At 66.5% G+C, this 26258-nt stretch carries 23 protein-coding genes; 7 read left to right on the forward strand and 16 right to left on the reverse strand.

Annotated elements, in window-relative coordinates; all coding sequences use genetic code 11:
* The first annotated feature begins 9 nt into the window (after nt 1-9).
* From BW991_RS19030 to BW991_RS19050, 5 genes are all read left to right on the forward strand, one after another.
* Nucleotides 10-1485: a PAS domain S-box protein gene (locus BW991_RS19030; RefSeq protein ID WP_244551762.1), complete on the forward strand. Its 1476-nt coding sequence runs from the start codon at nt 10-12 to the stop codon at nt 1483-1485.
* Between the two features lie 2 nt (nt 1486-1487).
* Nucleotides 1488-1892, forward strand: coding sequence for a response regulator (locus BW991_RS19035; protein WP_076603704.1), 405 nt, complete (start codon nt 1488-1490; stop codon nt 1890-1892).
* A gap of 12 nt (nt 1893-1904) precedes the next feature.
* Nucleotides 1905-4682, forward strand: coding sequence for a two-component system response regulator (locus BW991_RS19040; RefSeq protein ID WP_076603783.1), 2778 nt, complete (start codon nt 1905-1907; stop codon nt 4680-4682).
* A gap of 240 nt (nt 4683-4922) precedes the next feature.
* Nucleotides 4923-6827, forward strand: a complete 1905-nt coding sequence (locus BW991_RS19045) for a B12-binding domain-containing radical SAM protein (RefSeq protein WP_076603705.1) — start codon at nt 4923-4925, stop codon at nt 6825-6827.
* Between the two features lie 245 nt (nt 6828-7072).
* Complete coding sequence (locus BW991_RS19050) at nt 7073-7660, forward strand: hypothetical protein (RefSeq protein ID WP_076603706.1); 588 nt, start codon at nt 7073-7075, stop codon at nt 7658-7660.
* 99 nt (nt 7661-7759) lie between these two features.
* Here the strand turns inward: BW991_RS19050 and ahpF are convergent, their stop codons facing one another.
* The 3 genes from ahpF to nudC form a co-directional block, all read right to left on the reverse strand.
* On the reverse strand, nt 7760-9316 hold the full coding sequence (gene ahpF, locus BW991_RS19055; RefSeq protein WP_076603707.1) for an alkyl hydroperoxide reductase subunit F: 1557 nt from the start codon (nt 9314-9316) through the stop codon (nt 7760-7762).
* A 95-nt stretch (nt 9317-9411) separates the two neighbouring features.
* Nucleotides 9412-9975 (reverse strand): alkyl hydroperoxide reductase subunit C, encoded by a 564-nt coding sequence (ahpC, locus tag BW991_RS19060; RefSeq protein ID WP_076603708.1) that lies wholly within the window; start codon nt 9973-9975, stop codon nt 9412-9414.
* A gap of 136 nt (nt 9976-10111) precedes the next feature.
* Complete coding sequence (gene nudC / locus BW991_RS19065; protein ID WP_076603709.1) at nt 10112-10933, reverse strand: NAD(+) diphosphatase; 822 nt, start codon at nt 10931-10933, stop codon at nt 10112-10114.
* Nucleotides 10934-11023: 90 nt separating this feature from the next.
* Here nudC and BW991_RS19070 point away from each other — a divergent pair, with 90 nt between their 5' ends.
* Nucleotides 11024-11305 (forward strand): hypothetical protein, encoded by a 282-nt coding sequence (locus tag BW991_RS19070; protein ID WP_244551763.1) that lies wholly within the window; start codon nt 11024-11026, stop codon nt 11303-11305.
* A gap of 140 nt (nt 11306-11445) precedes the next feature.
* On the forward strand, nt 11446-13050 hold the full coding sequence (locus tag BW991_RS19075) for a putative bifunctional diguanylate cyclase/phosphodiesterase (RefSeq protein WP_076603710.1): 1605 nt from the start codon (nt 11446-11448) through the stop codon (nt 13048-13050).
* A gap of 28 nt (nt 13051-13078) precedes the next feature.
* Here BW991_RS19075 and BW991_RS19080 read toward each other — a convergent pair whose 3' ends face one another.
* The 13 genes from BW991_RS19080 to BW991_RS19140 all read right to left on the reverse strand — a co-directional run bounded on the left by BW991_RS19080 (nt 13079) and on the right by BW991_RS19140 (nt 26153).
* A complete protein-coding gene (locus BW991_RS19080; protein ID WP_076603711.1) occupies nt 13079-14008 on the reverse strand; it encodes a SphA family protein in 930 nt (309 codons plus the stop codon).
* A gap of 109 nt (nt 14009-14117) precedes the next feature.
* On the reverse strand, nt 14118-15416 hold the full coding sequence (locus tag BW991_RS19085; protein ID WP_076603712.1) for a phenylacetate--CoA ligase family protein: 1299 nt from the start codon (nt 15414-15416) through the stop codon (nt 14118-14120).
* Between the two features lie 165 nt (nt 15417-15581).
* Nucleotides 15582-16130, reverse strand: a complete 549-nt coding sequence (locus BW991_RS19090) for an NUDIX hydrolase (RefSeq protein ID WP_076603713.1) — start codon at nt 16128-16130, stop codon at nt 15582-15584.
* A gap of 21 nt (nt 16131-16151) precedes the next feature.
* Complete coding sequence (locus BW991_RS19095) at nt 16152-16589, reverse strand: DUF120 domain-containing protein (protein ID WP_076603714.1); 438 nt, start codon at nt 16587-16589, stop codon at nt 16152-16154.
* Nucleotides 16583-17185 (reverse strand): UbiX family flavin prenyltransferase, encoded by a 603-nt coding sequence (locus tag BW991_RS19100; RefSeq protein ID WP_076603715.1) that lies wholly within the window; start codon nt 17183-17185, stop codon nt 16583-16585. The genes BW991_RS19095 and BW991_RS19100 overlap by 7 nt, the downstream gene beginning before the upstream one ends.
* A gap of 14 nt (nt 17186-17199) precedes the next feature.
* Entirely contained in the window at nt 17200-18546 is a 1347-nt protein-coding gene (locus BW991_RS19105; protein ID WP_076603716.1) for a UbiD family decarboxylase, read from the reverse strand.
* Between the two features lie 195 nt (nt 18547-18741).
* A complete protein-coding gene (gene ppcG / locus BW991_RS19110) occupies nt 18742-18999 on the reverse strand; it encodes a phenylphosphate carboxylase subunit gamma (RefSeq protein ID WP_076603717.1) in 258 nt (85 codons plus the stop codon).
* 9 nt (nt 19000-19008) lie between these two features.
* A complete protein-coding gene (ppcA, locus tag BW991_RS19115) occupies nt 19009-20469 on the reverse strand; it encodes a phenylphosphate carboxylase subunit alpha (RefSeq protein ID WP_076603718.1) in 1461 nt (486 codons plus the stop codon).
* Between the two features lie 32 nt (nt 20470-20501).
* On the reverse strand, nt 20502-21011 hold the full coding sequence (gene ppcD / locus BW991_RS19120; protein ID WP_076603719.1) for a phenylphosphate carboxylase subunit delta: 510 nt from the start codon (nt 21009-21011) through the stop codon (nt 20502-20504).
* Between the two features lie 15 nt (nt 21012-21026).
* Complete coding sequence (gene ppcB, locus BW991_RS19125) at nt 21027-22448, reverse strand: phenylphosphate carboxylase subunit beta (RefSeq protein WP_076603720.1); 1422 nt, start codon at nt 22446-22448, stop codon at nt 21027-21029.
* 46 nt (nt 22449-22494) lie between these two features.
* The gene (locus BW991_RS19130) at nt 22495-23163 is read right to left on the reverse strand and encodes a CBS domain-containing protein (RefSeq protein WP_076603721.1); all 669 of its coding nucleotides are present in this window, start codon (nt 23161-23163) and stop codon (nt 22495-22497) included.
* Nucleotides 23164-23176: 13 nt separating this feature from the next.
* Complete coding sequence (locus tag BW991_RS19135; RefSeq protein WP_076603722.1) at nt 23177-24304, reverse strand: PEP/pyruvate-binding domain-containing protein; 1128 nt, start codon at nt 24302-24304, stop codon at nt 23177-23179.
* Between the two features lie 13 nt (nt 24305-24317).
* The gene (locus BW991_RS19140; RefSeq protein WP_076603723.1) at nt 24318-26153 is read right to left on the reverse strand and encodes a PEP-utilizing enzyme; all 1836 of its coding nucleotides are present in this window, start codon (nt 26151-26153) and stop codon (nt 24318-24320) included.
* Nucleotides 26154-26258: the final 105 nt, after the last annotated feature.

Below are 26258 nucleotides of genomic sequence, written 5' to 3' on the forward strand. Positions count from 1 at the left end.
GATATGACGATGGACGTTTGCAGTCTCCTGCTGGACGAGGCGCCCGATGCATTCGTGGTGCAATCGCCGGAAGGGATTGTCCTGCACTGGAGCAGGAGCGCCGAAACCATCTTCGGTTATCCGGCAGACGAAGTCGTCGGGCGGGACCTGCTCGACCTCGTCGTGCCCCCCGACCGGGCCGACGAGGAGCGCGGCATGCGTCGCGAGTCGCTGGAGAACGGCCTTGCCGCGATCGAATCGCTGCGGCGCTGCAAGGGCGGTTCCCTGGTCTACGTCTCGATCAGCGCGAAGACCGTGCGCGACGACAAGGGACGGCCGCAGTACCTGATCATCGGCATGCAGGACGTCACGCAGCTCAAGGTGATGCGCGACGCGAAGCTCGTCGAGGCGCGCTACGGCACGTTGCTCGAGTCGATGCCCGACGGGATCGTGCTGATCAACGCGTCGGGGCGCATCGTGTTCGCGAACAGCCAGGCCGAGGCCATGTTCGGCTACGAAGCGGGGCGCCTGCGCGGCCTGCCGGTCGAAGTGCTGTTGCCCGAGCGCCTGCGCGGCGGGCACGTCGCGCATCGTTCGGCCTACTTCGGCCAGCTGCGCACGCGGGCGATGGGCATGGGGCTGGAGCTGCACGGCCTGCGTCGGGACGGCAGCGAGTTTCCGGTCGAGATCGGCCTCAGTCCGCTGGAGACGGGGGAGGGCACGCTGGTGACCAGTGCGATCCGCGACATCACCGAACGCAAGCGTATCGAGCAGGTGCTGCATGAGAAGAACGCCGAGCTCGCAAAGGCCAACGCCGCGAAGGACCGTTTCCTCGCGAGCATGAGCCACGAGCTGCGCACGCCGCTCAACGCGATCATCGGCTTCACCGGCACGCTGCTGATGAAGCTGCCGGGCCCCCTGAACGAGGTGCAGGAAAAGCAGCTGCGCCGCGTCCAGTCGAGCGGCCAGCACCTGCTCGAGCTCATCAACGATCTGCTCGACATCGCGAAGATCGAGGCCGGCAAGATCGAGCTGGTCGTGGAGCCCGTGGATTGCCGGGCGTTGGTCGAGGACGTCGCTGCGACGCTGCGCCCTGCGGCGGAGGCCAAGGGGATTGCCTTCGCCGTCGAGGTGGTCGACGAGCCCTTGCGGCTGTCGACCGACCGCCGCGCCTTCAGCCAGATCCTGATCAACCTGGTGCAGAACGCGATCAAGTTCACCGAGCGCGGAAGCGTCACGATCCGGCTGGCGCGGCGCTCGGAGGGTGACCTCGCGCTGGTCGAGGTGAGCGTCCGCGACACCGGCACGGGCATCGGCGAGGAGGACCTGCAACGCCTGTTCGCCCCGTTCTCGCGCATCACGCCGCGCAGCGGCAAGTTTGCCGAGGGGACCGGTCTCGGCCTGCACCTGAGCCAGAAGCTGGCTGGGCACATGGGCGGCCGGATCACCGTCGAGAGCGAACCGGGCGTCGGCAGCACCTTCGCGCTCGTGTTGCGGGAGGGATGACCATGGCGGCGCGCATTCTCCTCGTCGAGGACAACCCCGCGAATCTCGAACTCGTCAGCTACCTGCTCGAAGCGGCCGGGCACATCGTGCTGATCGCCGAGGACGGCCGGCAGGGGCTGGAACTCGCCCGCAAGGAGCCTCCCCCCGACCTCATCTTGAGCGACCTGCGCATGCCCGTGATGGACGGCTTCGAAATGCTTCGACACATCCGTATGGACGCCGCCCTGAACGACGTCCCCGTGATCGCGGTCACAGCGTTCTCGATGTCGGGCGACCAGACTCGCGTGATGCTCGCGGGCTTCGACGGGTACATTTCCAAGCCCATCGTTCCCGAGACCTTCGTCGTCGAGGTCGAAGGCTACCTGAAGGCCGGACGGCGCAAGGCCGGTCCTGCTTCCGACCCATGAGGATGGATGCCGATGGCGAAGATCCTTGTCATAGATGACCATGCCGTGAATCGCGAGCTCATCGTGGCCCTGGCCGGCTACGAGGGGCACGAGGCGCTGGAGGCGGGCGATGGCGCCGAGGGGCTCGCCCTCGTGCGCGAGCGGCGTCCGCAGCTGGTCATCTGCGACATCCTCATGCCCAACATGGACGGATACGAGTTCGTGCGCCGGCTGCGCGCGGATCCGGTGATCGCCGACACGCCGGTGATCTTCTACACGGCCAATTACCACGAGCGCGAAGTGCGCAACCTCGCCGGCATCCTGGGCGTGTCGCGCATCCTCGTGAAGCCCTGCAACCCCGACGATATCGTGCGCGCCATCGACGACACGCTCCGCCAGGCTGCGAAGGAACTGCCGCCCGCCAGCGACGCCGAATTCGAGCGCGAACACCTGCGCGTGCTCACCGACAAGCTCGCCGCCAAGGCCGAGGAGCTCGAGCGCCGCGCGGCGGATCTCGCGGGCGAGGTCGAGAGCCGCAAGCTCGTCGAGGCGCAGCTGCGGCGCGTGCTGCGTGCGCGCAAGGTGATGGCCGAGTGCAACCGCACGCTGGTGCGCGCCTCCGACGAGCGGCGGCTGCTCGCCGACATGTGCCGCTTCCTCGTCGAGCTCGGGAATTACGGCGTCGCCTGGGTGAGCCTGGCGTGGCACGACGCCGACTGCACCGTGGAGACGGTTGCCGCCGCGGGCGAGGGCGCCGCGCTGCTGAAATCCTTCCGCTTTTCGTGGGGCGACAACGCCTGCGGCGACGGCCCGGTGGGCGAGGCGGTGCGCACGCGCGAAGCGCAGGTCGTGCACGACATTGCCTCGGACCCGCGCCTGGGACGCTGGCGCGAGGCGGCGCTCGGGCGCGGCTTCCAGGCGGCCGCGGTGCTGCCGCTCGTGTTCGAGCGCGAGATCTACGGCGTGCTGTGCATCGTCACGCGCGAGAAGGAAGCCTTCGACGCGGACGAACTCGAACTGCTCGGCGAGCTCGCCGACGACATCGCCTACGGCATCCACACGCTGCGCGCGCGCGTCGTGCAGCAGCGCACCGAGGAGACGTTGCGCCTGCGCAATCGCGCCATCGACGAGAGCATCAACGCCATCGTGATCAGCGCCGCCGACCGCGACGCCGACAATCCGGTGCTCTACGTGAACCCCGCCTTCACGCTGATGACCGGCTACGCGCCGGAGGAGGTCATCGGCCGCAACTCGCGCGTGCTGATCGGCAGCGACTGGGACCAGCCCGATATCGAGCGCCTGCGCGAGGCCGTGCGCCGCGGGCGCGATGCGCGCGTGGTGCTGCGCTGCTATCGCAAGGACGGTTCGCTGTTCTGGAACGAGGTCTCGCTCGCGTCGATGCACGACCCGAGCGGGCGCGTGTCGCACTTCATCTCGATCTTCAACGACCTCACCGACCGCAAGCGCTACGAGGCCGAGCTCGAACAGCAGGCCAACCACGACGCCCTGACCGGACTCGCCAACCGCAACCTGCTCAACGACCGCCTGCAGCAGGCAATGATCCATGCGCAGCGCAACGCCGGCGCGGTCGCCGTGATGCTGCTCGACCTCGACCGCTTCAAGCTCATCAACGACAGCCTCGGCCATGCCGTCGGCGACGAGCTGATCTGCGAGGTGGCGCGGCGCCTCGCAGCCTGCGTGCGCCAGGGCGACACCGTGGCGCGCCTCGGCGGCGACGAGTTCATGATCGTGATGTCCGAGCTGTGGGCCGAAAGCGATGCCGCGTCGCTCGCCGCCAAGGTGCTGCAGGCCGTGTCGGCGCCGATGAGGCTTTCGGGCCACGAGATGGTCGTTACCGGCAGCCTCGGCGTCGCGCTGTTTCCGCGCGATGGCGAATCGGCGGCCCTGCTGGTGAAGAATGCCGATGTCGCGATGTACCGGGCGAAGGAGCAGGGCCGCAACGACTTCCGCTTCTACGCGCCCGAGATGAACGCACGCATGCTCGAACGGCTGGAACTCGAAAACGGCCTGCGCCGCGCGCTCGACCAGGGCGAGCTGGAACTGCACTACCAGCCCAAGGTCGAGCTCGCCAACGGGCGCGTGGTCGGTGCCGAGGCGCTGATCCGCTGGCGCCATCCGGTGCTGGGCATGGTGTCGCCCGCCGATTTCATCCCGCTGGCCGAGGAAACGGGCCTCATCGTGCCGATCGGCGAATGGGTCATCAACACCGCGTGCCGCCAGTTGAAGGCCTGGCGCGAAGAAGGGCTGACGGGTGTCAGCGTCGCGGTCAATGTCTCGGCGCGGCAGTTCCAGCAGGAGGACCTCGTCGGCGTGCTGGGCGAGGCTCTGCGTGCGTCCGGGGTGCCGGCGCGGAGCCTGCACCTCGAAGTCACCGAGAGCGGCGTGATGAGCAACCCGGAGCGCACCATCGTGATCCTGCGCACGCTCAAGGACATCGGCGTGCTGGTCTCGCTCGACGACTTCGGCACCGGCTATTCCAGCCTCAACTACCTCAAGCGCTTCCTCATCGACAGCGTCAAGATCGATCAGTCCTTCGTCGCCGACCTCACGACTTCTTCGGAGGACGCCGCGATCGCGCGCATGGTCATTTCGCTCGCGCACAGCCTCAACCAGACCGTCGTTGCCGAAGGCGTCGAGACCGAGGCACAGCTCGATTTCCTGCGCCGCCACCGCTGCGACGAGATGCAGGGCTTCCTGTGCAGCCGTGCGATTCCCGCCGCGGACTTCGCCGATATCCTGCGCGGAGGGGGATGCCTGCCGTTGCCGGCCGCGGGCCGTCTGCACCATTGAAGCGGCGATCACAGACAACCGTTTGCCCTTGAGCCTGTCGCAGGGCGCTGCCAAGGCTTAGACAAGCTCAGCCCGAACGGAATTGAGTCCGCCGCGGCAATACGCGTGAAATCCCCGCCGACTGCCCCGCGCGCGGCGCGTTCGCCATAGAATTCGTGTCCGAGCCCACGCGAACACATCGGCCCCGCGGAACGCAAACGCTACCCGGCACTCTCCGCTTTCCTTCCGCCGCCGCCCACCATGTCCGAAACTTCCCTGCGCGTCCTGTCGGTGATTCCGCCGATGACGCAACTCAATACCCCGTATCCCTCTACGGCCTATCTCACCGGCTTCCTGCGTTCGCGCGGCGCCGATGCGGTGCAGGAGGATCTCGCCCTCGCGCTCGTGCTGCGCCTCTTGTCGCGCGACGGCCTCACGGCCATCCGCGGCCGCATCGAGGCGACGCCCGAGCGCGAGCGCAGCCCGCGCGTGAGGGCCTTCCTCGCGCAGTTCGAGCGCTACCGCATCACGATAGGCCCGGCCGTCGCCTTCCTGCAGGGCCGCGATCCCACGCTCGCGAACCGCATCTGCGGGCGCAACTTCCTGCCCGAAGGCTCGCGCTTCGGATCGCTGGACGTCTACATCGACCCGGAAGGCGGCGACCCGCTCGCGTGGGCCTTCGGCGCGCTGGGGCTGGAAGACCGCGCCCGCCACCTCGCGACGCTGTACCTCAACGACGTCGCCGACGTGCTGCGCGAAGCGGTCGATCCGCGCTTCGAGTTCGTCCGCTACGCCGAATCGCTGGCGCAGAGCCAGGCGAGCTTCGAGCCGCTGGCGCTGGCGCTCGCCGAGCCGCTCAACCTCGTCGACGAGACGCTGCGCGCACTCGCGCTCGATGCGATCGCCCGCCACACGCCGCAGCTCGTGCTGCTGTCGGTGCCCTTCCCCGGCGCGGTGTATGGCGCCTTCCGCATCGCGCAGGCGATCAAGGCGCGCGACCCGCAGATCGTCACCGTGCTGGGCGGCGGCTTCGTCAACACCGAGCTGCGCGAACTGAAGGAGCCGCGCGTCTTCGACTACTTCGATTACGTCACGCTCGACGACGGCGAACGGCCCGTCCTCGCGCTGCTCGACCACCTGCAGGGCGGCCGCGGGCGATCGCGCCTCGTGCGCACCTTCTTCCGCGACGCCGAATCGGGCGAAGTGCGCTACGTGAATATCGGCGAGGCCGACATCGCCTTCGCCGAAGTCGGCACCCCGACCTGGGACGGTCTGCCGCTCGACCGCTACCTGTCGGTGCTCGACATGCTCAACCCGATGCATCGCCTGTGGTCCGACGGACGCTGGAACAAGCTCACCGTCGCGCACGGCTGCTACTGGAAGAAATGCAGCTTCTGCGACGTGAGCCTCGACTACATCTCGCGCTACGACGGCGCGAGCGCGAAGACGCTGGTCGACCGCATCGAGGCGATCATCGCCGAGACGGGCCAGACCGGCTTCCATTTCGTCGACGAGGCCGCACCGCCCAAGGCGCTGAAGGCGCTCGCGCAGGAACTCCTCGAGCGCGGCGTGGCGATCTCGTGGTGGGGCAACATCCGCTTCGAGAAGTCCTTCACCCCGGAGCTGTGCCGCCTGCTCGCCGAGAGCGGCTGCATCGCCGTGTCGGGCGGGCTGGAGGTCGCCTCGGACCGCCTGCTGCAGCTCATGAAGAAGGGCGTGTCGGTGGACCAGGTCGCGCGCGTCACCAACGCGTTCACCGAAGCCGGCATCCTCGTGCACGCCTACCTGATGTACGGCTTCCCGACCCAGACCGTGCAGGACACCGTCGACGCCCTCGAATACGTGCGCCAGCTGTTCGAATCCGGCTGCATCCAGTCCGGCTTCTTCCACCGCTTCGCGTGCACGGTGCATTCCCCGGTCGGCCAGAACCCCGACGAATACGGCGTGAAGCTCGTCCCGCTGCCACCCGTGAGCTTCGCGAAAAACGATGTGCGCTTCATCGACCCGACCGGCGTCGATCACGACCAACTGGGCGTGGCGCTGAACAAGGCGCTGTACAACTACATGCACGGCATCGGGCTGGAACAGGACGTGCGCAGCTGGTTCTCCGACCGCGTGCCGCGCCCCCGCGTGCCGCGCAATTTCATCGAGCGGGCCTTGCGCTAGCCTCGTCCGCGACAACCCGCCGGGACCGGATATCTTTGCCGTGCTGCGAACCTTCGCGGCGCAATGGGCTCAAAAAAAGATACGCAATCATCGAACCGCCCGAAAGCGGGTAGTGCCGCTACCGATAGGGAGGTATCGGCGAGGCCATTGATTTCGATAATAATTCTGCAAAATCGAAGTCTTAATATCGACCGGGCAATCGGCGTCAGACCGCAACCGGACAGGTTTCAATGGAGGAGACAACCATGGCTACAGCAACGACCGAACGAGTTCCCCTGAACGAGCTGGAGAACGAATTCATTCCGCCGATCGGCGAAACCGCGCCGCGCGACATCGCGTGGGAGCAGCGCCTGAATGCCGAAGTGGCGTGGCAGCTCGCACGTGAGACTGTCGATGACGGTCTCGCGCAATGGACGGACCGGGCCGCGGAGGGCGCCTCGCGGCGCCTGCCGACGATGCGCACGATCGCGCGCATGAACACCGCCCTCGTGGCGCTGCGCGAGCGGCTCTACCAGATCCAGAACGAGGCCGCGAACATCGCGATCTCCGAGCTGGCATTGCGGCAGCAGTCCGATCCCGCAGCGTCGTCCGAAGATGCGTTCTCGCCGCTGCACGCCCAGAACGCGCGCCGGATCGAGGCGCTCGCCGCGTCCTGCTACGAACTGCTGGCCGGGGCACAGGGCAACCTTGCCGCGGTGGCGGGCAAAGTGCCGGCCGGGTATGCCGCCGACTCTGCCACCTCTGGCCGAGCCGGGCTGGAGGAATCGTTGCACGCCGAGCGCCGCCAGCGCAACGCGCTCATCGACTTCCCGGACCGTCGCGCCGCCGCGTGAGTTTTCGCGGGTGATGCATGTCCTGCGTCACTCGCACTCCCGGCGCGCACGGTCATCTGTCGCGCCGGGAGTTTCTTCTGCCGCAGTCGTCCCGCGTCGTCAGGCCGCGACCGATTCCCTGATCAGGTGATCGAAGGCCGCCAGCGAGGCTTTCGCGCCTTCGCCCATCGCGATGACGATCTGCTTGAAGGGAACCGTCGTGCAGTCGCCGGCCGCGAACAGGCCCGGCACCGAAGTCTGGCCGCGCGCATCGACGACGATCTCGCCGAATTTCGTGCGCTCGACCGTGTCCTTCACGAAGTCCGTGTTCGGCAGCAGGCCGATCTGCACGAAGATGCCTTCGAGCGCGAGGCGTTGTGATTCGCCCGACAGGCGGTCCTTGTAGACCAGGCCGTTCACCTTCGCGTCGCCCGTCACTTCGGTGGTCTGCGCGTTCGTGATCACCGTGACGTTGGGCAGGCTCGCGAGCTTCTTCTGCAGCACCGCGTCGGCACGCAGCGTGTCGGCGAATTCGAGCAGCGTGACGTGCGCGACGATGCCGGCGAGGTCGATCGCCGCCTCCACGCCCGAGTTGCCACCACCGATCACCGCGACACGCTTGCCCTTGAACAGCGGGCCGTCGCAGTGCGGACAGTAGGCGACGCCCTTGCCGCGGAATTCCTTCTCGCCCGGCACGTTCATCTCGCGCCAGCGCGCGCCGGTCGCCAGGATCACCGACCGCGCCTGCAGCGCCGCGCCGTTCTCGAGCCTGACCTCGAAGCCGCGCTCCTGCGGGATCACCGCCGCGGCGCGCTGCAGGTTCATGATGTCGACCTCGTATTCCTTGACGTGCTCCTCGAGCGCCATCGCGAGCTTCGGGCCTTCGGTGGCCTTCGCCGAGATGAAGTTCTCGATCGCGAGCGTGTCCATCACCTGGCCGCCGAAGCGCTCGGCGACGACGCCGGTGCGGATGCCCTTGCGCGCGGCGTAGATCGCGGCGGCCGCGCCGGCCGGCCCGCCGCCGACGACGAGCACGTCGAATTCGCCCTTCGCGGCGATCTTCTCGGCCGCGCGCGCCTGGGCGCCGGTGTCGATCTTGGCGACGATCTCGGCGAGCTCCATGCGGCCCTGGCCGAAGTGCCGGCCGTTGAGGAACACCGTCGGCACCGCCATCACCTGACGAACGTCGACCTCGTCCTGGAACAGCGCGCCGTCGATCATGGTGTGGCGGATGTTGGGGTTGATCACCGACATCAGGTTGAGCGCCTGCACGACGTCCGGGCAGTTGTGGCACGAGAGCGAGATGAAGGTCTCGAACTCGTAACTGCCTTCGATCGCGCGGATCTGCTCGATGACGTCCTGCCCGACCTTGGGCGGGTGGCCCCCGACCTGCAGCAGCGCGAGGATCAGCGAGGTGAATTCATGGCCCATCGGCAGGCCGGCGAAGCGTACGCCGGTGTCCTCGCCTTGGCGGTTGATCGCGAAGGAGGGCTTGCGTTCGGCGTCGTCGCGGCGTTCGACGATGGTGATGCGGTCGGACTGTTCGGCGATGTCGCCGAGCAGAGCCTGCATCTCGCGCGACTTGTCGCTGTCGTCCAGCGAAGCGACGATTTCGATCGGCTGGATGAGGCGTTCGAGGTAGGTCTTCAACTGGTTCTTGATATTCGCGTCGAGCATGGCGGGGTCATCCGTGAAATGCAGGGGAAGCCGGCGGCGGGCGCTTGTGGCGCCCCCGCGCCCCGGGGCGGAGCCCGGGGAGGGTGCTTCGGGGATCAGATCTTGCCGACGAGGTCCAGCGAGGGGGCCAGCGTCGCGTCGCCTTCCTTCCACTTGGCCGGGCAGACTTCACCCGGGTGGTTGGCGACGTACTGCGCGGCCTTGACCTTGCGCAGCAGCTCGGAGGCGTCGCGGCCGATGCCGCCGGCGGTGATCTCGACGATCTGGATGCGGCCTTGCGGATCGATGACGAAAGTGCCGCGGTCGGCCAGGCCTTCCGATTCGATCATCACGTCGAAGTTGCGGGCGATCGTGCCGGTCGGGTCGCCGACCATCGGGTAGCGGATCTTGCCGATCGTCTCCGAGCTGTCGTGCCACGCCTTGTGGGTGAAGTGGGTGTCGGTCGAAACGCTGTAGATCTCGACGCCCAGCTTCTGGAACTCGGCGTAGTTGTCGGCGAGGTCGCCGAGCTCGGTCGGGCACACGAAGGTGAAGTCGGCCGGGTAGAAGAACACCACGGACCACTGGCCCTTGAGCGATTCGTCGCTGACCGGAACGAATTTGCCGTTGTGGAAAGCGGTGGCCTTGAAGGACTTGATCTGCTGGTTGATCTGGGACATGTCGCACTCCTGAGTCGTAGTGGGGAAGAGGACCGGGCGGTGTGTCTCGCTCGATGGATGTCACTCTATCGACCGGGGTGCGATAGCTCCAATTGAATGAAAAAATAAACTCGATAGCTGAATGCGATTGTGGTCGTCAGCCGCGGGGCGCGGCGATCTCGTTCACCGTCGCATCGATCAGCCTGCGCGCGATGCTGATGCGGTGCGGCAGGCGCGGCAGCCGGTCGATCGCGAACCAGTCCGCGGCCTCGATCTCGTCGGCCTGCAGCGCGAGCTCGCCGCCGGCGTAATCGGCGACGAAGGCGATCATCAGGGAATGCGGGAAAGGCCAGGGCTGGCTGCCGAAATAGCGCACGTTGGCGATCTCGATGCCGACCTCCTCGCGCACCTCGCGCGCCAGCGTCTGCTCCAGCGATTCGCCCGGCTCCACGAACCCGGCGAGCGCGCTGAACATGCCTTCGGGAAAGTGCGGCGAACGCGCGAGCAGCAGTTCGTCGCCGCGCCGCACCAGCGCCATCACCGCCGGGGCGAGGCGCGGATAGTGGACCAGGCCGCAACCCGGGCACACGCGCGAACGCTCGCTCGCATGCGGTTCGGTCGCCGTGCCGCAGCGCCCGCAGTAGCGATGCGTGAGGTCCCACTGCACGATCTGGACCGCCCGGCCCGCGACCCCGAACACCATGTCGTCAAGCCGGCCGAACAGCGCGCGCAGGTCGCGCCATTCCATCCCTTCCGGGGGCGGCGCTTCCGCCCCGACCGCAGCGGCGTAGCAATGCCGTCCGGCGAGGTGTCCGACGTAGTGCTGCGGGCCCGACGGATCCAGTCCGCCCGGCTCGCTGCGCACCGGCACCCGCGTTTCGCCCTCGGCGGCGAACACGAGCAGGGCGTTGTTGCGGAATACGAAGCACAGGTCGTCGTCGGCGAGCGGGTCGGGCGAGAGGTGTCCGGGGATGAACATGGGCGCACTGGCGTCGGGTGGATGTTGCGGTCATGATGCGCGGCGCACCGCGGGCGCGCAACCGTGCCGTCCCGCGAATTGACATTCCTCATGGGGAAGGCGTCCATCCTGCGCTATGGTTGTCCTTTCGGCGACGAGAGGGAGCGTTTCGACATGAGCAGCGGCGCATGGAGTTGTCCGCACGACCTCGATGGCGTGTGCCAGCGCGTACAGGGCGCGGTGTGCGAACCCGGCATGCGCGGCTGCGTGCTCGAAGGCAAGGTGCGTTTCGCCCGCGAGGAGATGAACCGGCCGCGCAAGCCCGTCAAGGCAGTGCCGGCTCCCGCGGAGAAAAAACCGCCCCAGCCTCCGAAGCGTCGCCTGCCCTTCTGAGCCCCTGCACGCCATACCGGCAACGCGTGTGATGTCCGGCGGGAATTTTTTCCTGCCGTCATACGGCCGGTTCGCGATCTAATGATCCTCATTCCGGCTGCTGCGACATCGTGGCGCCAGTCGCTTTGAGGAAATCGCCGATGGGAGAGCAGGAGATCAGGCAGGATGCGAAGGCAGGCGTACGCAAGGTCGTCCTGGCGTATGCGGCTTTTGCGTCGCTGTGGATCCTGCTTTCCGACGAAACCGTGGGTTTCCTGGTCCGCGACCCCGACCTCATCGTGAAGGTCAGCCAGGCCAAGGGCTGGGTCTTCGTCGCAGTCACGGCGCTGCTGCTGTACGGCCTGCTGACGCGTCTGGTCGGGAGGCTGGAGCAGAGCCTGCGGCGCGAACTCGCATCGGAGACCGAACGCCGGCACGCTGAGGAACAGGTGCATAACCTGTCCTTTTACGATTCGCTGACCGGCCTGCCGAATCGCCGCCTGCTGTTCGACCGCCTCGGGCAATCGCTGCTCGCCGGGCGCCGCAGCGAAACGCGCGGCGCGGTGCTGTTCATCGACCTCGACGGTTTCCGGGCGCTTAACGACACACGCGGACACGAGGTCGGCGACAGCCTGCTGGTCGAGATCGCGCGCCGGGTTGCCGCCAACGTTCACCGCGAGGACACCGTCGCGCGCGTCGGCAGCGACGAGTTCGTCGTGGTCGTCAATGGCCTGAGCCCGGAAAAGGATGCCGCGGCGGTCGCCGCGCGCGAGATCGGCGAGCGCATCCAGGCCGTGGTCGGGCAGCCGTTCGAGGTCCATGGACATGAGATTCAGAGCTCGGTGAGCATCGGCATCAGCATGTTCTCGGGTGCCGACGGTACCGTCGACGAGCTGCTCAAGCAGGCCGACGCCTCGATGTTCGAGGCGCGCAGCCTCGGGCGCGGCGGCATCCGTTTCTTCGATGCCACGATGCAGGCGGCGCTGGAGGAACGGGTGCGGCTGGAAGACTGGCTGCACAAGGCGCTGCCCGACCAGTTTCGCCTCTACTACCAGATGCAGGTGGACGGTGCCGGCGCGATCCAGGGGGCCGAGGTGTTGATCCGCTGGCTGCACCCCGAGCGCGGCATGATTCCGCCGAGCGAATTCATCCCGCTGGCCGAGGAGACGGGGATGATCCAGCCGATCGGCCGCTGGGTGCTGGAAACGGCGTGCCGGCAGCTCAAGGCGTGGGAGGCCGACGTGGCCATGCGCCATCTCAAGCTCGCGGTGAACGTCAGTGCGCGGCAGTTCCGGCAGGAGGATTTCGTCCGCGAGGTGCTCGATGTCGTCCGGGCGACGGGGGCGGACCCCGCGAACCTCAAGCTCGAGCTGACCGAGAGCATGGTCGTCGAGAACATCGACCAAGTGGTCGACAAGATGGCGACGCTCAAGGCGACGGGCATCCAGTTCTCGCTCGACGATTTCGGTACCGGCTTCTCGTCGCTGTCCTGCTTGCGGCGGCTGCCGCTCGATCAGCTCAAGATCGACCAGTCCTTCGTGCGCGACGTCACGGAGAACGCCAACGACGCCGCCATCGTCCGCACCATCATCGCACTCGGCCAGAGCCTGGGCCTGGAAGTGATCGCCGAAGGCGTCGAGACCGCCGAACAGCGCAATTTCCTCGCGGTGCATGGCTGCGCCAACTTCCAGGGCTATTTCTTCAGTCGTCCGGTGCCGCTGGACGATTTCGAGCAGCAATTCTCCGCGGCACGCCGCCACCCGTGATTCCGGGCGGCGGCGCGTCACGCGCCTATCAGAACGGCATGATCAACCGGAACCAGGCCTTGTCGCCCTGGAAGCGGTTTTCCGCCCCGGATTCGTGCTGCCACTGGCCGATCAGCATCGTGCCGCCCTTGGTCGTGTAACTCACGCTCGGTCCGACCGCGAACACCTCGCCCTTGCGCCCCGAAGACCACGGCCCGAGGGCCGACGAGATCGTTTCGCCGTCGAGCTTGTCGTTGGTCGTCTGCTTCACGTAGTAGCCCGAGAGGCCCACGCCCCACGGCCCGAAGCGCTTGCCGGCCAGGTAGTCGACGCGAAACTCGTCGCCCGACTCGTAGTCCATCTTCGGCGCACCCGGCGCGGGGCGGAAGTCCTTGTTCTTCGTCTTGATGTTGTACATGAACTTGCCCGACAGCTCCCAGCCCGCATCCGAGATCCAGGTCACCGCAAGGACCGGTTCCACGCTCCAGTAGTTGGCACCGATACTCTTGAGCGGCTGCCCCGATTTGTATTCCCCCGTCGGGGCGAAGAAGTCGAGGGCGAACACCCAGTGCAGGTTGCCGGCGTGCCAGCCGATCACGAGCGGCGAGAACAGCATGTCGCCGATGCCGGTGACGGTCTTGCTGTCGCCGAGGGTCAGCTTTTGCTGTACTACGGGCAGGATGGCCTGTACCGCCCAGTCTCCGCCGAGGATCTTCGTGTTCGTTACCTTGACGACGCGCATCGCATCGAACCAGGCGCTGACGCCGGTGCCGGGCACCTTGTCACCGTCGCCGTCGCGCAGATCGTCCGCATGGTAGTAGCCGAAGTAGTTGAGGAAGTAGTTTCCGGGTGGCGGCAGTGCGCCCGCCACCCAGTTCTCGCTTCCATGTGGGTACTGGTCGCCGCCTTCCTTCGCGAATGCGCCGCCGACGACCAGTCCGGACAGGGCCGCCGCCACGCAGATCTGCTTCAGTCTCATGCTTCCTCCTCCTTGGTTTCTTGTATGCGATGCCGTCGTTGGCCGAATCGAGGCGTTGCCGTCCCTGGCCTCGGCCGGGCCATTGCCGATAACTGTTGCGGAAACGGGCTCAGGCCGCGCGATTCACGTGGAAGCGTTTCGCCTTCATGTCGAAGCGCGGCAGGATGTTGCGCCCGACGCTATGCACGCGCGGACGGAACGCGAGCACCGAATCGAGCCGTTCGGCGATCGAATGCACGACCGCGGGGTCGGCGCCTTCGCACAGCTCGACCTCGATGTCCATCTCGTCCATGTGCTTGACCTTGCTGACGGTGATGCGGAACTCGTCGACCTCGGTGAACTTGCGGATGATGTTCTCGACGCCCGCCGGGAAGACGTTCACGCCGCGCACCGTGACCATGTCGTCGGCGCGGCCGAGGATGCCGCCCTGGAAGCGCATGAAGGTCCGGCCGCAGGAACAGGGGTCGAGATTCACCTCGACGAGGTCGCCGGTGCGGTAGCGGATCAGCGGGAAGCCCCAGCGGCCGAGGTTGGTGATCACGAGTTCGCCGCGTTCGCCCGGATTCACCGCTTCGCCGGTCTTCGGGTCGATGACTTCGGCGATGAATTCGCTCTCGATCAGGTGTGTGCCGCCGGGCTGCTTCTCGCATTCGAAGGAATGCGCGCCGATCTCGGACGCGCCCGCGTGGTCGAAGCATTTCGCCGACCACGACGATTCGATGCGCTGCTTCGTGGAAGGGATGTTGGCGCCCGGTTCGCCCGCGTGGACGGTCGATTTCATCGCCAGCGAACTCATGTCGAAGCCGTGCTCGCGCGCGACTTCGGCCAGCCGCAGCGCGTAGGTCGGCGTGCAGCACAGCACCGTCGCACCGGTCTCGCGCATCAGTTCCAGGCGCTGCAGCGAATCGCGCCCGCCGCCGGGAATCATCACCGCGCCGAGCTTGCGCGCCCCCTCGAGTGCCGCCCAGAAACCGATGAAGGGGCCGAAGGCGAAGGCGAGGAAGACGCGGTCGCTCGCATCCACGCCCGAACCCGCGAGCACGTGCGCCCAGCACTTCGCCCACCAGTCCCACGAGTCCGCGGTGTCGAGCACCTTCAGCGGTACGCCGGTGGTGCCGGAGGTCTGGTGCAGGCGCGTGTACTGTTCGACCGGGTAGGTGAGGTTGGTGCCGAAGGGGCCGTTCGCCGCCTGGTCTTCCATCAGCTCGGCCTTCGTCGTCAGCGGCAGGCGCGCAAGGTCGTCGAGCGAGCGGATGTCGCGCGGCTCGATGCCGGCGGCTTTCCACTTGTTGCTGTAGAAGCGGTTCTTGCCCCACAGCTCGGTCATCATCGCCTGCAGTTTCTCCAGTTGCAGTGCGGCGAGCTGGTCGCGCGGGAGGGTTTCGGTAGCCTGATCGAAATACGCCATGTCTGTCTTCCTCGAAATTCTGGACGAACCGCCCCGCGGCGATGCCGTCCGGGCTCGGGAGCGGGCATTGCCGTACGGGCGGATGCTGCGGATTTGTCGGTCGAGCCCGCGTCGCGCGGGCTGCGGGCGCTCAGCCCGAGGGACGTGCTGTCGCTATGAACATGGCTATCTCCTCATCATTGTTCTGGCGCTCGTCCGGCGCCCCCATTTCCATGGTGCGGTGACTTCCTGGATGACGTCGTAGAACCAGCGGTCGATCAGCGGTGCGCCTTCGGGCGGCGTCTGCAGCGGCAGTTGCCCCGGTGCGATGAGGGCGATTTCGCCGGCGTCGTCGCCCGCAACCGGTTCGCCCGCGAGCGAGTGCGCGCGGTACGCGAGGATCACCGCGCGCACGCCGGTCTGCGAATACACGCCGATCAGCCCATCGACGGCGACTTCCAGCCCGGTCTCCTCGCGCGCCTCGCGCACGACGGCTTCCGCGAGCGATTCGCCCTGCTCGACATAACCTCCGGGCGGCGCCCAGTAGCCGCCGAGCGGGTCGAGATTGCGGCGGATCAGGACCAGTTTGTCGGCGTGCTCGATCACCGCCACCACGACCGGCGCGGGCTTGTGGAAGAACGTCTCGCCGCAGGCCGGACAGGTTTCGCGCTCGCGGTTGTGGATCTTCGCGAGGACCAGCGGCGTGCTGCATTGCGGGCAGAACTTGGGGGCCATCATGGTCTCCTTGGATTTGGCTCAGGCCGCCGCCGCATTGGAGCGGGCGGACATGGCGAGGTCGAGGCGCAGGTTCACGAGGTCGCCGTCCTGCAGCCCGAGCGCTTCGCGGATCGGCAGCGGCGCGACGATCTCGAACTTGTCGTCGGGGTAGTCGGGCATTTCCGGGAACACCACTGCGCCGGTGAGATGGCCCGCGATATGCACCCCGAAGCATTTCGCCGCGCAGAAGCCGTCCCGCGGCGTGATGGCGATACCGGTTGCAGTACGCAGGCGCGTGCGTGCCCAATCCCAGGCGTCACCGCGCATGCGCAGGTTGAAGGTGCCGGGCCACGGGATGAAACCGAGCTTGCGGCGGAATTCCGCGATCACCCAGTCGATCGCCGTGAAGCGCGAGCCTTCGCCGAGCCCCGGCGCGACTTCGCCTTCGAGTTCGAGGCTGGTGGCGGTGCTCAGCATGTCGGCTGCCCCTGCTGCGCCTTGGCGTGCTCGCGTTCCTCGTTGCCGGTCCAGCGCCCGAAGAGATCGACGTCGAGATCGAACTGGTCCAGTACCTTGGTCACCGACTGGTTGATGATGTCGTCGATGGTCTTGGGCCGGTGGTAGAAGGCCGGCAGCGGCGGCACCAGCACGGCGCCGGTCTCGGTCGCCTGCGTCATCAGGCGCAGGTGGCCGAGGTGCAGCGGCGTTTCGCGCAGCATCAGCACGAGCTTGCGGCGCTCCTTCAGTGTGACGTCGGCGGCGCGGATCAGCAGGTTGGTGTTGAAGCAGTTGGCGACGGCCGAGAGCGTCTTGATCGAGCAGGGGGCGATGATCATGCCGGCGTGCTTGAACGAGCCGCTCGCGATCGACGCGCCGACGTCGTTGTTGTCATGCACGCAGGAGGCCAGCCGCTTGACGTCGTTGATCGAATAGTCGGTCTCGTACACGATCGTGCGCTTGGCCGAGTCCGACATCACGAGGTCGGTCTCGACGCCGATGTGCTTGAGGGCTTCGAGGATGCGGATGCCGTAGATCGCACCGCTTGCTCCGGAAATGCCGACGACGATTCTCATGGTGCGTGTCTCCATCAATTGCGCAGCGTTGCGAGGAGGGCCTGCGCCTTCGCCAGCGCGGCGGCGGGCAGGGCGATGCGGTCGAATTCGGGGCCGGCGCCGCGCGTGGCGACAAATCCGGCCTTGGAGCCGGTGCTGGTGCCGGCGGAAGAGGGGTCGATGACGTAGCCTTCGGCGCCGCCGATGATCACGGTGTCGCGCTCGGGCAGGTAGCGCGTGGCCATCGCCCACGCGACTTCGCGCGGGTCGCGGATGTCCACGTCGTCATCGACGACGGTCACGGTCTTGAGGCGCTTGTCGAGGTTCAGCGCGAGCATGATCAGGCGCCGCACCTCGTGGCGCGGGCAGTTCCTGACGGCGATCGCCGCCGCGAAGCCGGCGGTGCCGCCGGTGAGGTCCAGATCGACGACACCGGCGACCATGGTCTGCAGCTGGCCCAGCAGCTCGGTGCCGGCTGCGAGCGAGAGCAGGGTGTCGACGTCGCCCGACCACGGACACAGGCCGGGGTAGATGAAGTTGTCGCGGTGCGTGACCGCCGTGACTTCGACCACCGGGCTGACGTTGGAGAAGTAGTAGCCGGTGTTCTCGCCGAAGGGGCCTTCCGGTTCGCGCACGCCCGGCAGGATCCGGCCTTCGATGACGATCTCGGCGCGTGCGGGGACTTCGACATTCACGGTCAGCGCGCGCACGAGCTCCACCGGATCGCCGCGCAGCCCGCCCGCCACCGCCATCTTGTCCGGCCCCAGCGGGCCGCTGCGCACGACGGATGCGAGCAGCGTCGCGGGCTCCAGCCCCAGCGCGATCGCGACGTCGAGGGCTTCGCCCTTGGCTTCGGCGTTCGCGTGGAATTGCGATAGCGGCGGGTTTGCGAGCAGGATGCCGAGGCGGTTGCCGCCCTTGATCATCATGCGGTGGATGCCCATGCCGCGGCGCCCGGTCACCGGATCGGTGCACAGCACCACGCCGGTCGTGATGAAGGGCGCGCCGTCCTTCTCATGGTGCGTCAGGACGGGCAGCAGCGGCAGCACCTCGTCCGGTGCGCGATGCACGACTTGCTGCACCGGCGCCGATTTCGCCCCGACCGGCGCGATCGCGCGCTGCTTGTTGTCGAGCCAGGTCTGCGCGAGGTGTTCTTCAGTGGTGCCGAAGGCGCGGGCGACGCGGCGGCGACCGCCAAACAGGTTGCCCGCGACGCGCGCACCCGGGTATCCGCGCACGTTCTCGAACAACGCCGCAGGTGCGTCCGCAGGCAGGCTGCGCAGCACCGCGGCGATCTCGAACTTCGGGTCGAATTCCTCGCGCACGTGCAGCAGGTCGTCGCCGAGGTCGGTCAGGAAGCTGCGCAGGTCGGGGTAGGCCATTGTTTCCGTGTTCCTTCTGGTTCAGCTACGTGCGTTTGCCGTGAGTCCTTCGCCTTTGCTTCGGACAGGCTCGTCGAAGGTCAGGGCGGGGCTTCGACAGGCTCAGCCCGAACGGCTAACTGAGCCGCGAGCTGCCAGGGCTGACGAGGGGTAGGAACCTCCGTTCGCCCTGAGCCTGTCGAAGGGCCCTAGCACTTACAGATACCGCGCCGGCATGCGCTCGACGCGCTCGATCACGCGGATCGAGAACTTGCGGTCACTCAGCTGCCCACGCCCCAGCCGCACCTGCAGGCTGTCGGGGAACTGGTCGAGCTTGCTCGACACCTCCACCTTCGCGCGCTGGTAGGTGTACTTGTGCAGCCCGTCGTTGAGCGTGCGGATCGTCAGCTCCAGCTCCTTGCCCTCGGCCAGTTCCCCGAGGTCCATCACGAACACTTCCCACTTGTTTGCCATGACCGCTCCTTATTTCTTCGCGCCGCGGAAGCCGTAATCGGCCCAGCTGTTGAGAACCCGTTCCTGGATGTTCTTGGGATAGACGTTCTTGAAGCTCACGAGCGTCGGCACGTCGTTGGTCTTGTCCCAATCGACCGGCCACAGGCAGTCGAACAGCACCTGCGAGCCGATCGAGTACTTGCGGTCATGTGGCGTCGCGTGCGGGTAGAGCGCCGTGCCGGTCGTGTTCTTGAACACATGGATGCCGCGCTCCGGATTGCAGCGCGTGCAGAACGCGTGATAGACCTCGTCCCAGTTGAAGATGTCGGTCTGGTCGTCGACCACCATCACCATGTGGAACCACGGGCCGAGCTTCGAGCCGAACGCGAGCTGCGCGATCTGCATCGCGATGCCGGCGTAGGTCGGCTTCACGCCGACGATCATCATGTGGTGCGTCGAACGCGGGTGCATGTACACTCCCGTCACCGGGATGCCCTGGCTCTTTAGCAGCTTCTCCAGCTCCAGGCCGAGCGAGAAGGAGCGCAGCAGCTGACCCTCGTCCTGCGGCACGCCCATGTTCGAGATCGTCATCGTCGCGTTGTTGCGATAGGTGATCGCATCGACGCGGAAGGTCACGCGGAAGTCGCGCGGGCTGGTGCGGTAGCCGGTGTATTCGCCGAACGGGCCTTCCTCGACCTTGTAGTCGGGCAGGATCACGCCCTCGATGATGATCTCGGCGTCGGCCGGGACTTCGAGGTCGTTGGTCTCGCACTTCACGAGTCGCACCGCTTCGCCCGACAACATGCCACACAGTTCCGGCTCGGGGATCGGGGAGGGCGCGCACGCCGCCATCGCGGCCAGCGGCGACAGGCCGATCGCGGTGGCGAACGGGCAGCCCTCGCCGCGGGGCAGGTAGTAGTCGGTCAGCGTCTTGCCGAGGTCCGAAAACGGGAACACCGCGCCCGACATCGTGCGGCCGTCCCACATCATCTGGCGGTACATGCCCCAGTTCACGTCGCCGCGCACCGGATGCTTGGTGATGACCCCGTGCCAGGTGCCGACGTAGCGCCCGCCGTCGCCGTCATGCACCAGCGGCACGGGCAGCTTGCACAAGTCCACGTCGTCGCCGAGCAGGATGTTCTCCTTGCACGGCGCATCGCGCTTGTCGATGACGACCGGGGCGATGGGCTCGCTGTTGGTACGCTTGAGGTATTCCGCGCCGATCTGCGGCAAGGTGGAAGCCGGGTCCATGCCGAGCGCGATCGCCATGCGGCGGTAGGTCGACAAGGGCGCGCCGAAGTAGCTGAAGCCCGGGTAGTCCTTGATGTTCTCCATGAAGGGCGCGGCTTCACCGAGCTCGCACACGCGGCGCACGATCGCACCGGCCTCGTTATCCCAATCCACTTCCTGCTTGATGCGTACCGCGTCGCCGGACTTGACGCACGCCTCGATGAACTCGCGGTTGCTTTTCGGTGCTGAAATCTTTCCCACGTCGATCTCCTTGCTGGTGTGGTCTGGGTGAATCAGTGGATCTTCGAGAGCATTGCGTCCCACTTGCCCTGTGCCTTCAGGATCAGCTCCGCGACCTCGCGCACCGCGCCGTGGCCGCCGCGCGCGGTCGTCACATAGGCGGCCGCTTCCTTGACGTCCGCCACCGCATCGCCGACCGCGATCGGCAGGCCGACGCGCTTCATCATCGACAGATCGACGAGGTCGTCGCCGACGTAGCAGACTTCGGCGTCGGAGATGTTCATCTCCTCGAGCATCTGCGCGTAGGGCTCGGTCTTCTTCTTGATGCCTTCGTGGAAGCGCTTGATCTTCAGCTCCTCGGCGCGATGGCGCACCGCGCCGGACTTCTTCGACGTGATGATCGCGACCTCGACGCCGCACAGTTGCAGCACGATCACGCCCATGCCGTCCTTGATGTCGAAGTTGCGCGACTCGACGCCCTCGTCGTTGATGACGATGCGGCCGTCGGTCATGACGCCGTCAACGTCGAGGATCACCAGCTTGATGTTCTTGGCCTTTTCCATGTCTTCGATTCCTTGTCAGATCCCGATCCCGTACTCGTGCCAGCGCGCGCGGATCTTCGCGAGCGTCTCCTCGTCCATGCGCGCCTCGACCGGCTTCTGCTTCCATTCGTACGGAATGCAGGCGTCCATCAGGATGCGAGAGGTCATGAGCTTGTCGGAGTCGGGATCCAGCGCGGGATCCAGCGGCGTCGAGCGCCCGCGCTTGATGAGCTCGGTACCGCGCATGGGGTCGTAGCGGCACGACAGCGCCCAGAACACGCGCTGCAGGTCGTCGGCCTGGATGTCCTCATCGACCGTGATGACGCCCTTCATGCCGTAGTTGCCGGTGTTGGTTCCGAGCACGGCGTCCGCGACCTGGCGGGAGTGGCCCGGATAGGCCTGCTTCAACGACACCACCGTCCAGAAGCGTCCCGCCGATTCGGGCAGCACGCATACCGACTGCACGCCCGGGATGCGCATCTGCTCGAGTTCGGTCCACAGCGTCGCCGTACGCGTGAAGGCGAGGAGCATATGCACGTCGGTCACCGGACGGCCCTGGCCCGTCGCCCACAGGATCGGGTTGTTGCGATGCAGGATCTGCTGCACTTCCAGCACCGGCTTCGGGATCGGCTTGTGCAGCTCGTCGGTGTAGTAGCCGGTGTATTCCGCGAACGGGCCTTCCGGCAGGAAGTTGTTCGGGTCGATCTCGCCTTCGAGCACGATCTCCGCACCCGCCGGCACCGGCAGGCCGGTCAGCGGCGCCATCAGGAACTCGGCCTGCTGGCCGCGCACCGTGCCCGTGATGTCGTAGTCGCTCGCGCCCTTGTGCATCAGCGTGCCGGCCATGAAGATCAGCGGATCGCAGCCGATGATCGCCGCCGCGGGCATCTTCTTGCCCATCTTGGCGTACTTCTTCATGATCCGCTCGCCGCGCTTGCCGGGCAGGATCTGCACGCCGCAGCGCTTGTCGTCGAGCATCTGCATGCGGTAGGTGCCGAGGTTCACCTCGCCCGTTTCGGGGTCCTTCAGCACCACCGATACCATCGTGCCGATGTAGCGCCCGCCGTCGAGCGGGAAGAACTTCGGCACCGGGAACATGTTCAGATCGACCTTGTCGCCGGTGAGAACGTTTTCCAGCACCGGCCCGTCCTTCACTTCCTTGGCCTTGATCAGGCCCTCGGAGGTGATCGTCTTCTTCATCCACTGCTGCGCCGACTGGCACAGCGTCAGGTCGTGCGGCAGGCCGAGCATGATCGCCAGGCGCTTGGTCGTCGCGAAGGCGCCCGTGAAGACCGGCGTGTCGTAGCCTTTCACGCTCTCGAACAGCAGCGCCGGGCCTTTCTTCTCCTCGGTGAGCTTGGAGACGTGCGACAGCTCCAGATTCCAGTCGACCTCGGTCGTGACGCGCTTGAGTTCCTTGGCTTCGGCGCACTGGTTGATGAAATATCTCAGATCCATTCGGATGACTCCTTGGCGGGAAAGCGGGATTTGAAAGTGACGGGAATCAGTGCGTGGCCTGCACCGATTCGATGACCTCGTAGCCGGCGGCAGTGAGCGCGCGCGTGACTTCGGCGGTATCGGCGTGATGGAAGCGGACGATGACCTTGCGCTCCTGGTCGCCGCTCGCGACGCCCTTCGGGCCAAGGCTGATGGGATAGATCGCATGCACTTCGGCGCCGGTGCCCTCGACGATGTCGGCGATGCGGCCGATCGTGCCCGGGCCGATGCGCGTCGGCGCGAGCGTCACGCCGCTGCGGCGCTCCCAGGCGCCGAGGAAATGCGCCGCGAGCGAGAACATCTCGATCGCCGAGATCATCCCCACGACATGGCCGTCGTCCAGCACGGGTAGCTGGCCGACGCCCGCTTGCTGGCCGACCTGCAGGCAGCGCTCCATCGTGTCGTTGGCATCGATGGTGGCGGGGTTGCGCACCATGATGTCCTTCACCTTCACGTGGTTGGAGAAGTAGTTGAGCTCATCCGGACTCTGGCTGCGGATCGCCGCGTGGGCGGCGCGCAGGCAGCCGGCGCGGGTGATCAGTCCGCGCAGGCGGCCGTCATCGACGACCGGCAGCGCATGCAGGTTGGTTTCGGAGAGAATCCGCTTCGCTTCCGACAGCAGCGTGTTGCTGCCGAGCACAGCGGGGTTGGCTTGCATCCAGTTGCGCACGATCATGATGATGTCCTCCTCAGGCCAGGCGCTTGCCGACGAGCAGGTTCGAGACGATGTAATCCATCGCCGAAGTCGCCCCGGTCGTTGCCGGCGCCTTCTGCCTGTTGCTCCAGATGGTCTCGGGACGGGCCTGCAGGATGAAAACGTTGCCGCCGGCCGGCAGGTTCTTGTCGATCGCCCACTCGATGTCCATCGGACGGCCGTAGTGCTTCTCGATCTTCTTGGCCATCCACGCCAGCTCGGTGATCTCGTCGTCGAGGATCGACTGGATGTTCTGGCGCTCGACCGGCACCTCCATCGCGACCGAGCGCTGCAGCTTGAGGTCGGCCGTGTAGCAGACCGTCTTGGTCGAGATCGTGCGGTCGATGATGTCCAGCGTGACCTTGTTGACCACGAAGTTGTCCGGCGTCACCTCGCCCGACACCACCGATTCGCCGAAGCCGAAGTTCGAGTCGATGACGATCACCGAGCGGTCGCCGGTCGATGGATGCAGCGTGAACATCACCCCCGCGGTGTAGGCGTTCGCCATCTTCTGCACGCCCACGCTGATCGCCACCTGCTCGTGCGGGAAGCCCATGCGGATGCGGTAGGCGATGGCGCGTGCCGTGTACAGGCTGGAGATGCACTTGCGCACGTGGTGCATCACGTCATCGATGCCGCGGATCCACAGGTAGGTGTCCTGCTGCCCGGCGAAGCTCGCGCCCGGCAGGTCCTCGGCCGTCGCGCTGGAGCGCACCGCCACCGGCACTGCCGGCAGGTAGCAGCGCACCGACAGCTTGCGGTAGGCCTCCGCGATCAGGTCCTCCAGTTCGATCGAGATCGGCCGCGACTCGATCATTTCGCGAATCGCGCGGGAGGCGGCCTCCAGCTTGTCCATGTCGTCGTGGTCGAGCCCCTGCAGTAGCCCGTTCACCTCGTCCTGGATACCCGCGTCACGCATGAATTGCCCGTAGCCGGCGGTGGTCAGGGCGAAGCCGGGCGGCACCCGCACGCCGGCATTGATCAGTTCGCCGAGTGAGGCGCACTTGCCTCCCACGAGCGGCACCGAGTCCTTGTTGCAGTCCTCGAAGAAGCACACCTTCGGGGCCCGGCTGTCGATGCCGGGCGCGAGGCGAGCTTCCTCGACCATCAGAGCGCTTCCCATGCTGGTCTCCCGCTTACTGGACAATGGTCACGATTCCGGACGAACCATCGACGCGCAGCGTCATGCCGGTCTTGATCACCCGCGTGGAATGGCCGGTGCCGACGACCGCCGGCATGCCGTACTCGCGGCACACGATTGCGGCGTGGCTCATCACGCCGCCGACGTCGGTGATGCAGGCCTTGATCTTGGCGAAGGCGGGCGCCCAGGACGGCGAGGTCGTCGGCGCGACGAGGATTTCCCCTTCCAGCAGGTCGCGGATGTCCTCCGCGCTGCGGCACACGCGCGCCTTGCCCTCGACGATGCCGGCGCTGGCGGGGAAGCCCTTCATCTCGGTGATGCTGTCGGGATCGGCGACGTCCTGCACCGAGGCCCAGGCGGAGAGCGAGCTGTTGGTCACACCCCACAGCACGATCGTGAAGGGCTCCTGGATCACCTCCGGCGCGATGCCGATCGCCGGCGGCGGCGCCCACTCACGGAATTTCTGCATCACGCCCTTGCGCCACTCGATCTCGGCCGGCCAGGTCGCGGTGCCGCGCGGGGTCACCCCCGTGGCCCAGGCGGTGACGATGTCCCACAGCGCCTGCTTGATCTCGTCGCGGCGCAGGTACCAGATGTCCTCGATCTCGGCGATGAGGCCGTGTTCCTGCATGACCGCGGCCACTTCGCGCATCTTGTTCCAGAACACCGAGTGGAACCAATGCTCGACGTAGAACAGGTGGTTCTCGACGTAGGGGAACACCGTGCGCGCGCAGCCCAGCAGCTCGTCGAACTGCTTGCGGTCCTCGTCGTTGTCGATCAGGTCGCGGTACTCGGCGGTGACGCGGTCGCGCTCGGCGCGCACGGCCTCCATCGGCCGGTCGATCGTCACGCCGGTGCGCAGCTTCGAGATGTAGGTCTGGATGCCGTCGAGCGGGATGTTGAGGTTGTCGTTCCAGCTGCGGTCGGTGTGGAACCAGCCCGTGCCGGACGAGATGTTGAACCACGGGTAGCGCGCCTTCTCGAAGGCCGCCAGCCACTCGTCGCCGTGGCGGCGACCCTGCAGCGCCGCCTTCACGTCCGCCCAGTCGCGATGGCCGGTCACGATGTCATCGACTTCCAGCGCGACCGCCTTCTTCGCCAGCTCCTTCAGCTCGTCGTCGGACTTGTACATGATCACGTCGATGCCCGAGATCATTTGCGTCACGCGCTGCAGCGGAATGCTCGGGAACAGCTTCTGCGTGAAATCCATGAAGAACACGTAGGCCGCGTAGCCCAGGTTCAGGAATTCGAAGTGGTACTGCCAGCACTTGATACCGAGGTTGATCAGGTCGTCGTAGTTCTTGATCAGGTGATAGCCGGTCGATTCGCCGACCCCGTCCGTCACCACGCGCAGCTCCTCGACCTCCGGCAGGCGCGGGATCTGCAGCGCCTCGAGCTCGGCGATGGTGGCCTCCATCTTCACCTTCCACTTCGCTTCGAGCTCGTCCCAGTTCTTGTAGTAGTAGCCGGCGCGCTCCATGAAGTTCGGCACGCGGCGGCCGATCTCCTCGGGGTCCTTCACCGGCACCGGCGAGATATAGACGTAGCCATTGATGATGCGGTGGTCGACGCCGCGCACCGGCGGCACCTGGAAGATGCGGTTGTTGAACTGCGACAGCGCGAGGTACCAGGCCTCGTCCCAGATCGTGTCGAAGGGGTAGAGCGGCTCCGGGTAATGCAGGCCGTCGTAGAACCAGAACGTCTCCTTCTCGTACTGGTTGCGCTGCGGATCGTCGGACACGAACTGGTACTGGTACGGATACATCCGCTCCCAACCCTCGGTCCCCGGGATCGTCTTGCCCTTCACGTCGTGCGGAACAGGAAACTTCATCGTGTGTCCCCTCGTGCTGTAGTTTTTTGGGTGTGGCCGGACTCGTTTTGCGACCGGTTGCCGGACAGCCATCGCAAGCGGTGTGCCACCACGCCATCGCGCAGT

It is taken from the genome of Aromatoleum tolulyticum, assembly GCF_900156155.1.
Taxonomy (GTDB): Bacteria; Pseudomonadota; Gammaproteobacteria; order Burkholderiales; family Rhodocyclaceae; genus Aromatoleum; species Aromatoleum tolulyticum.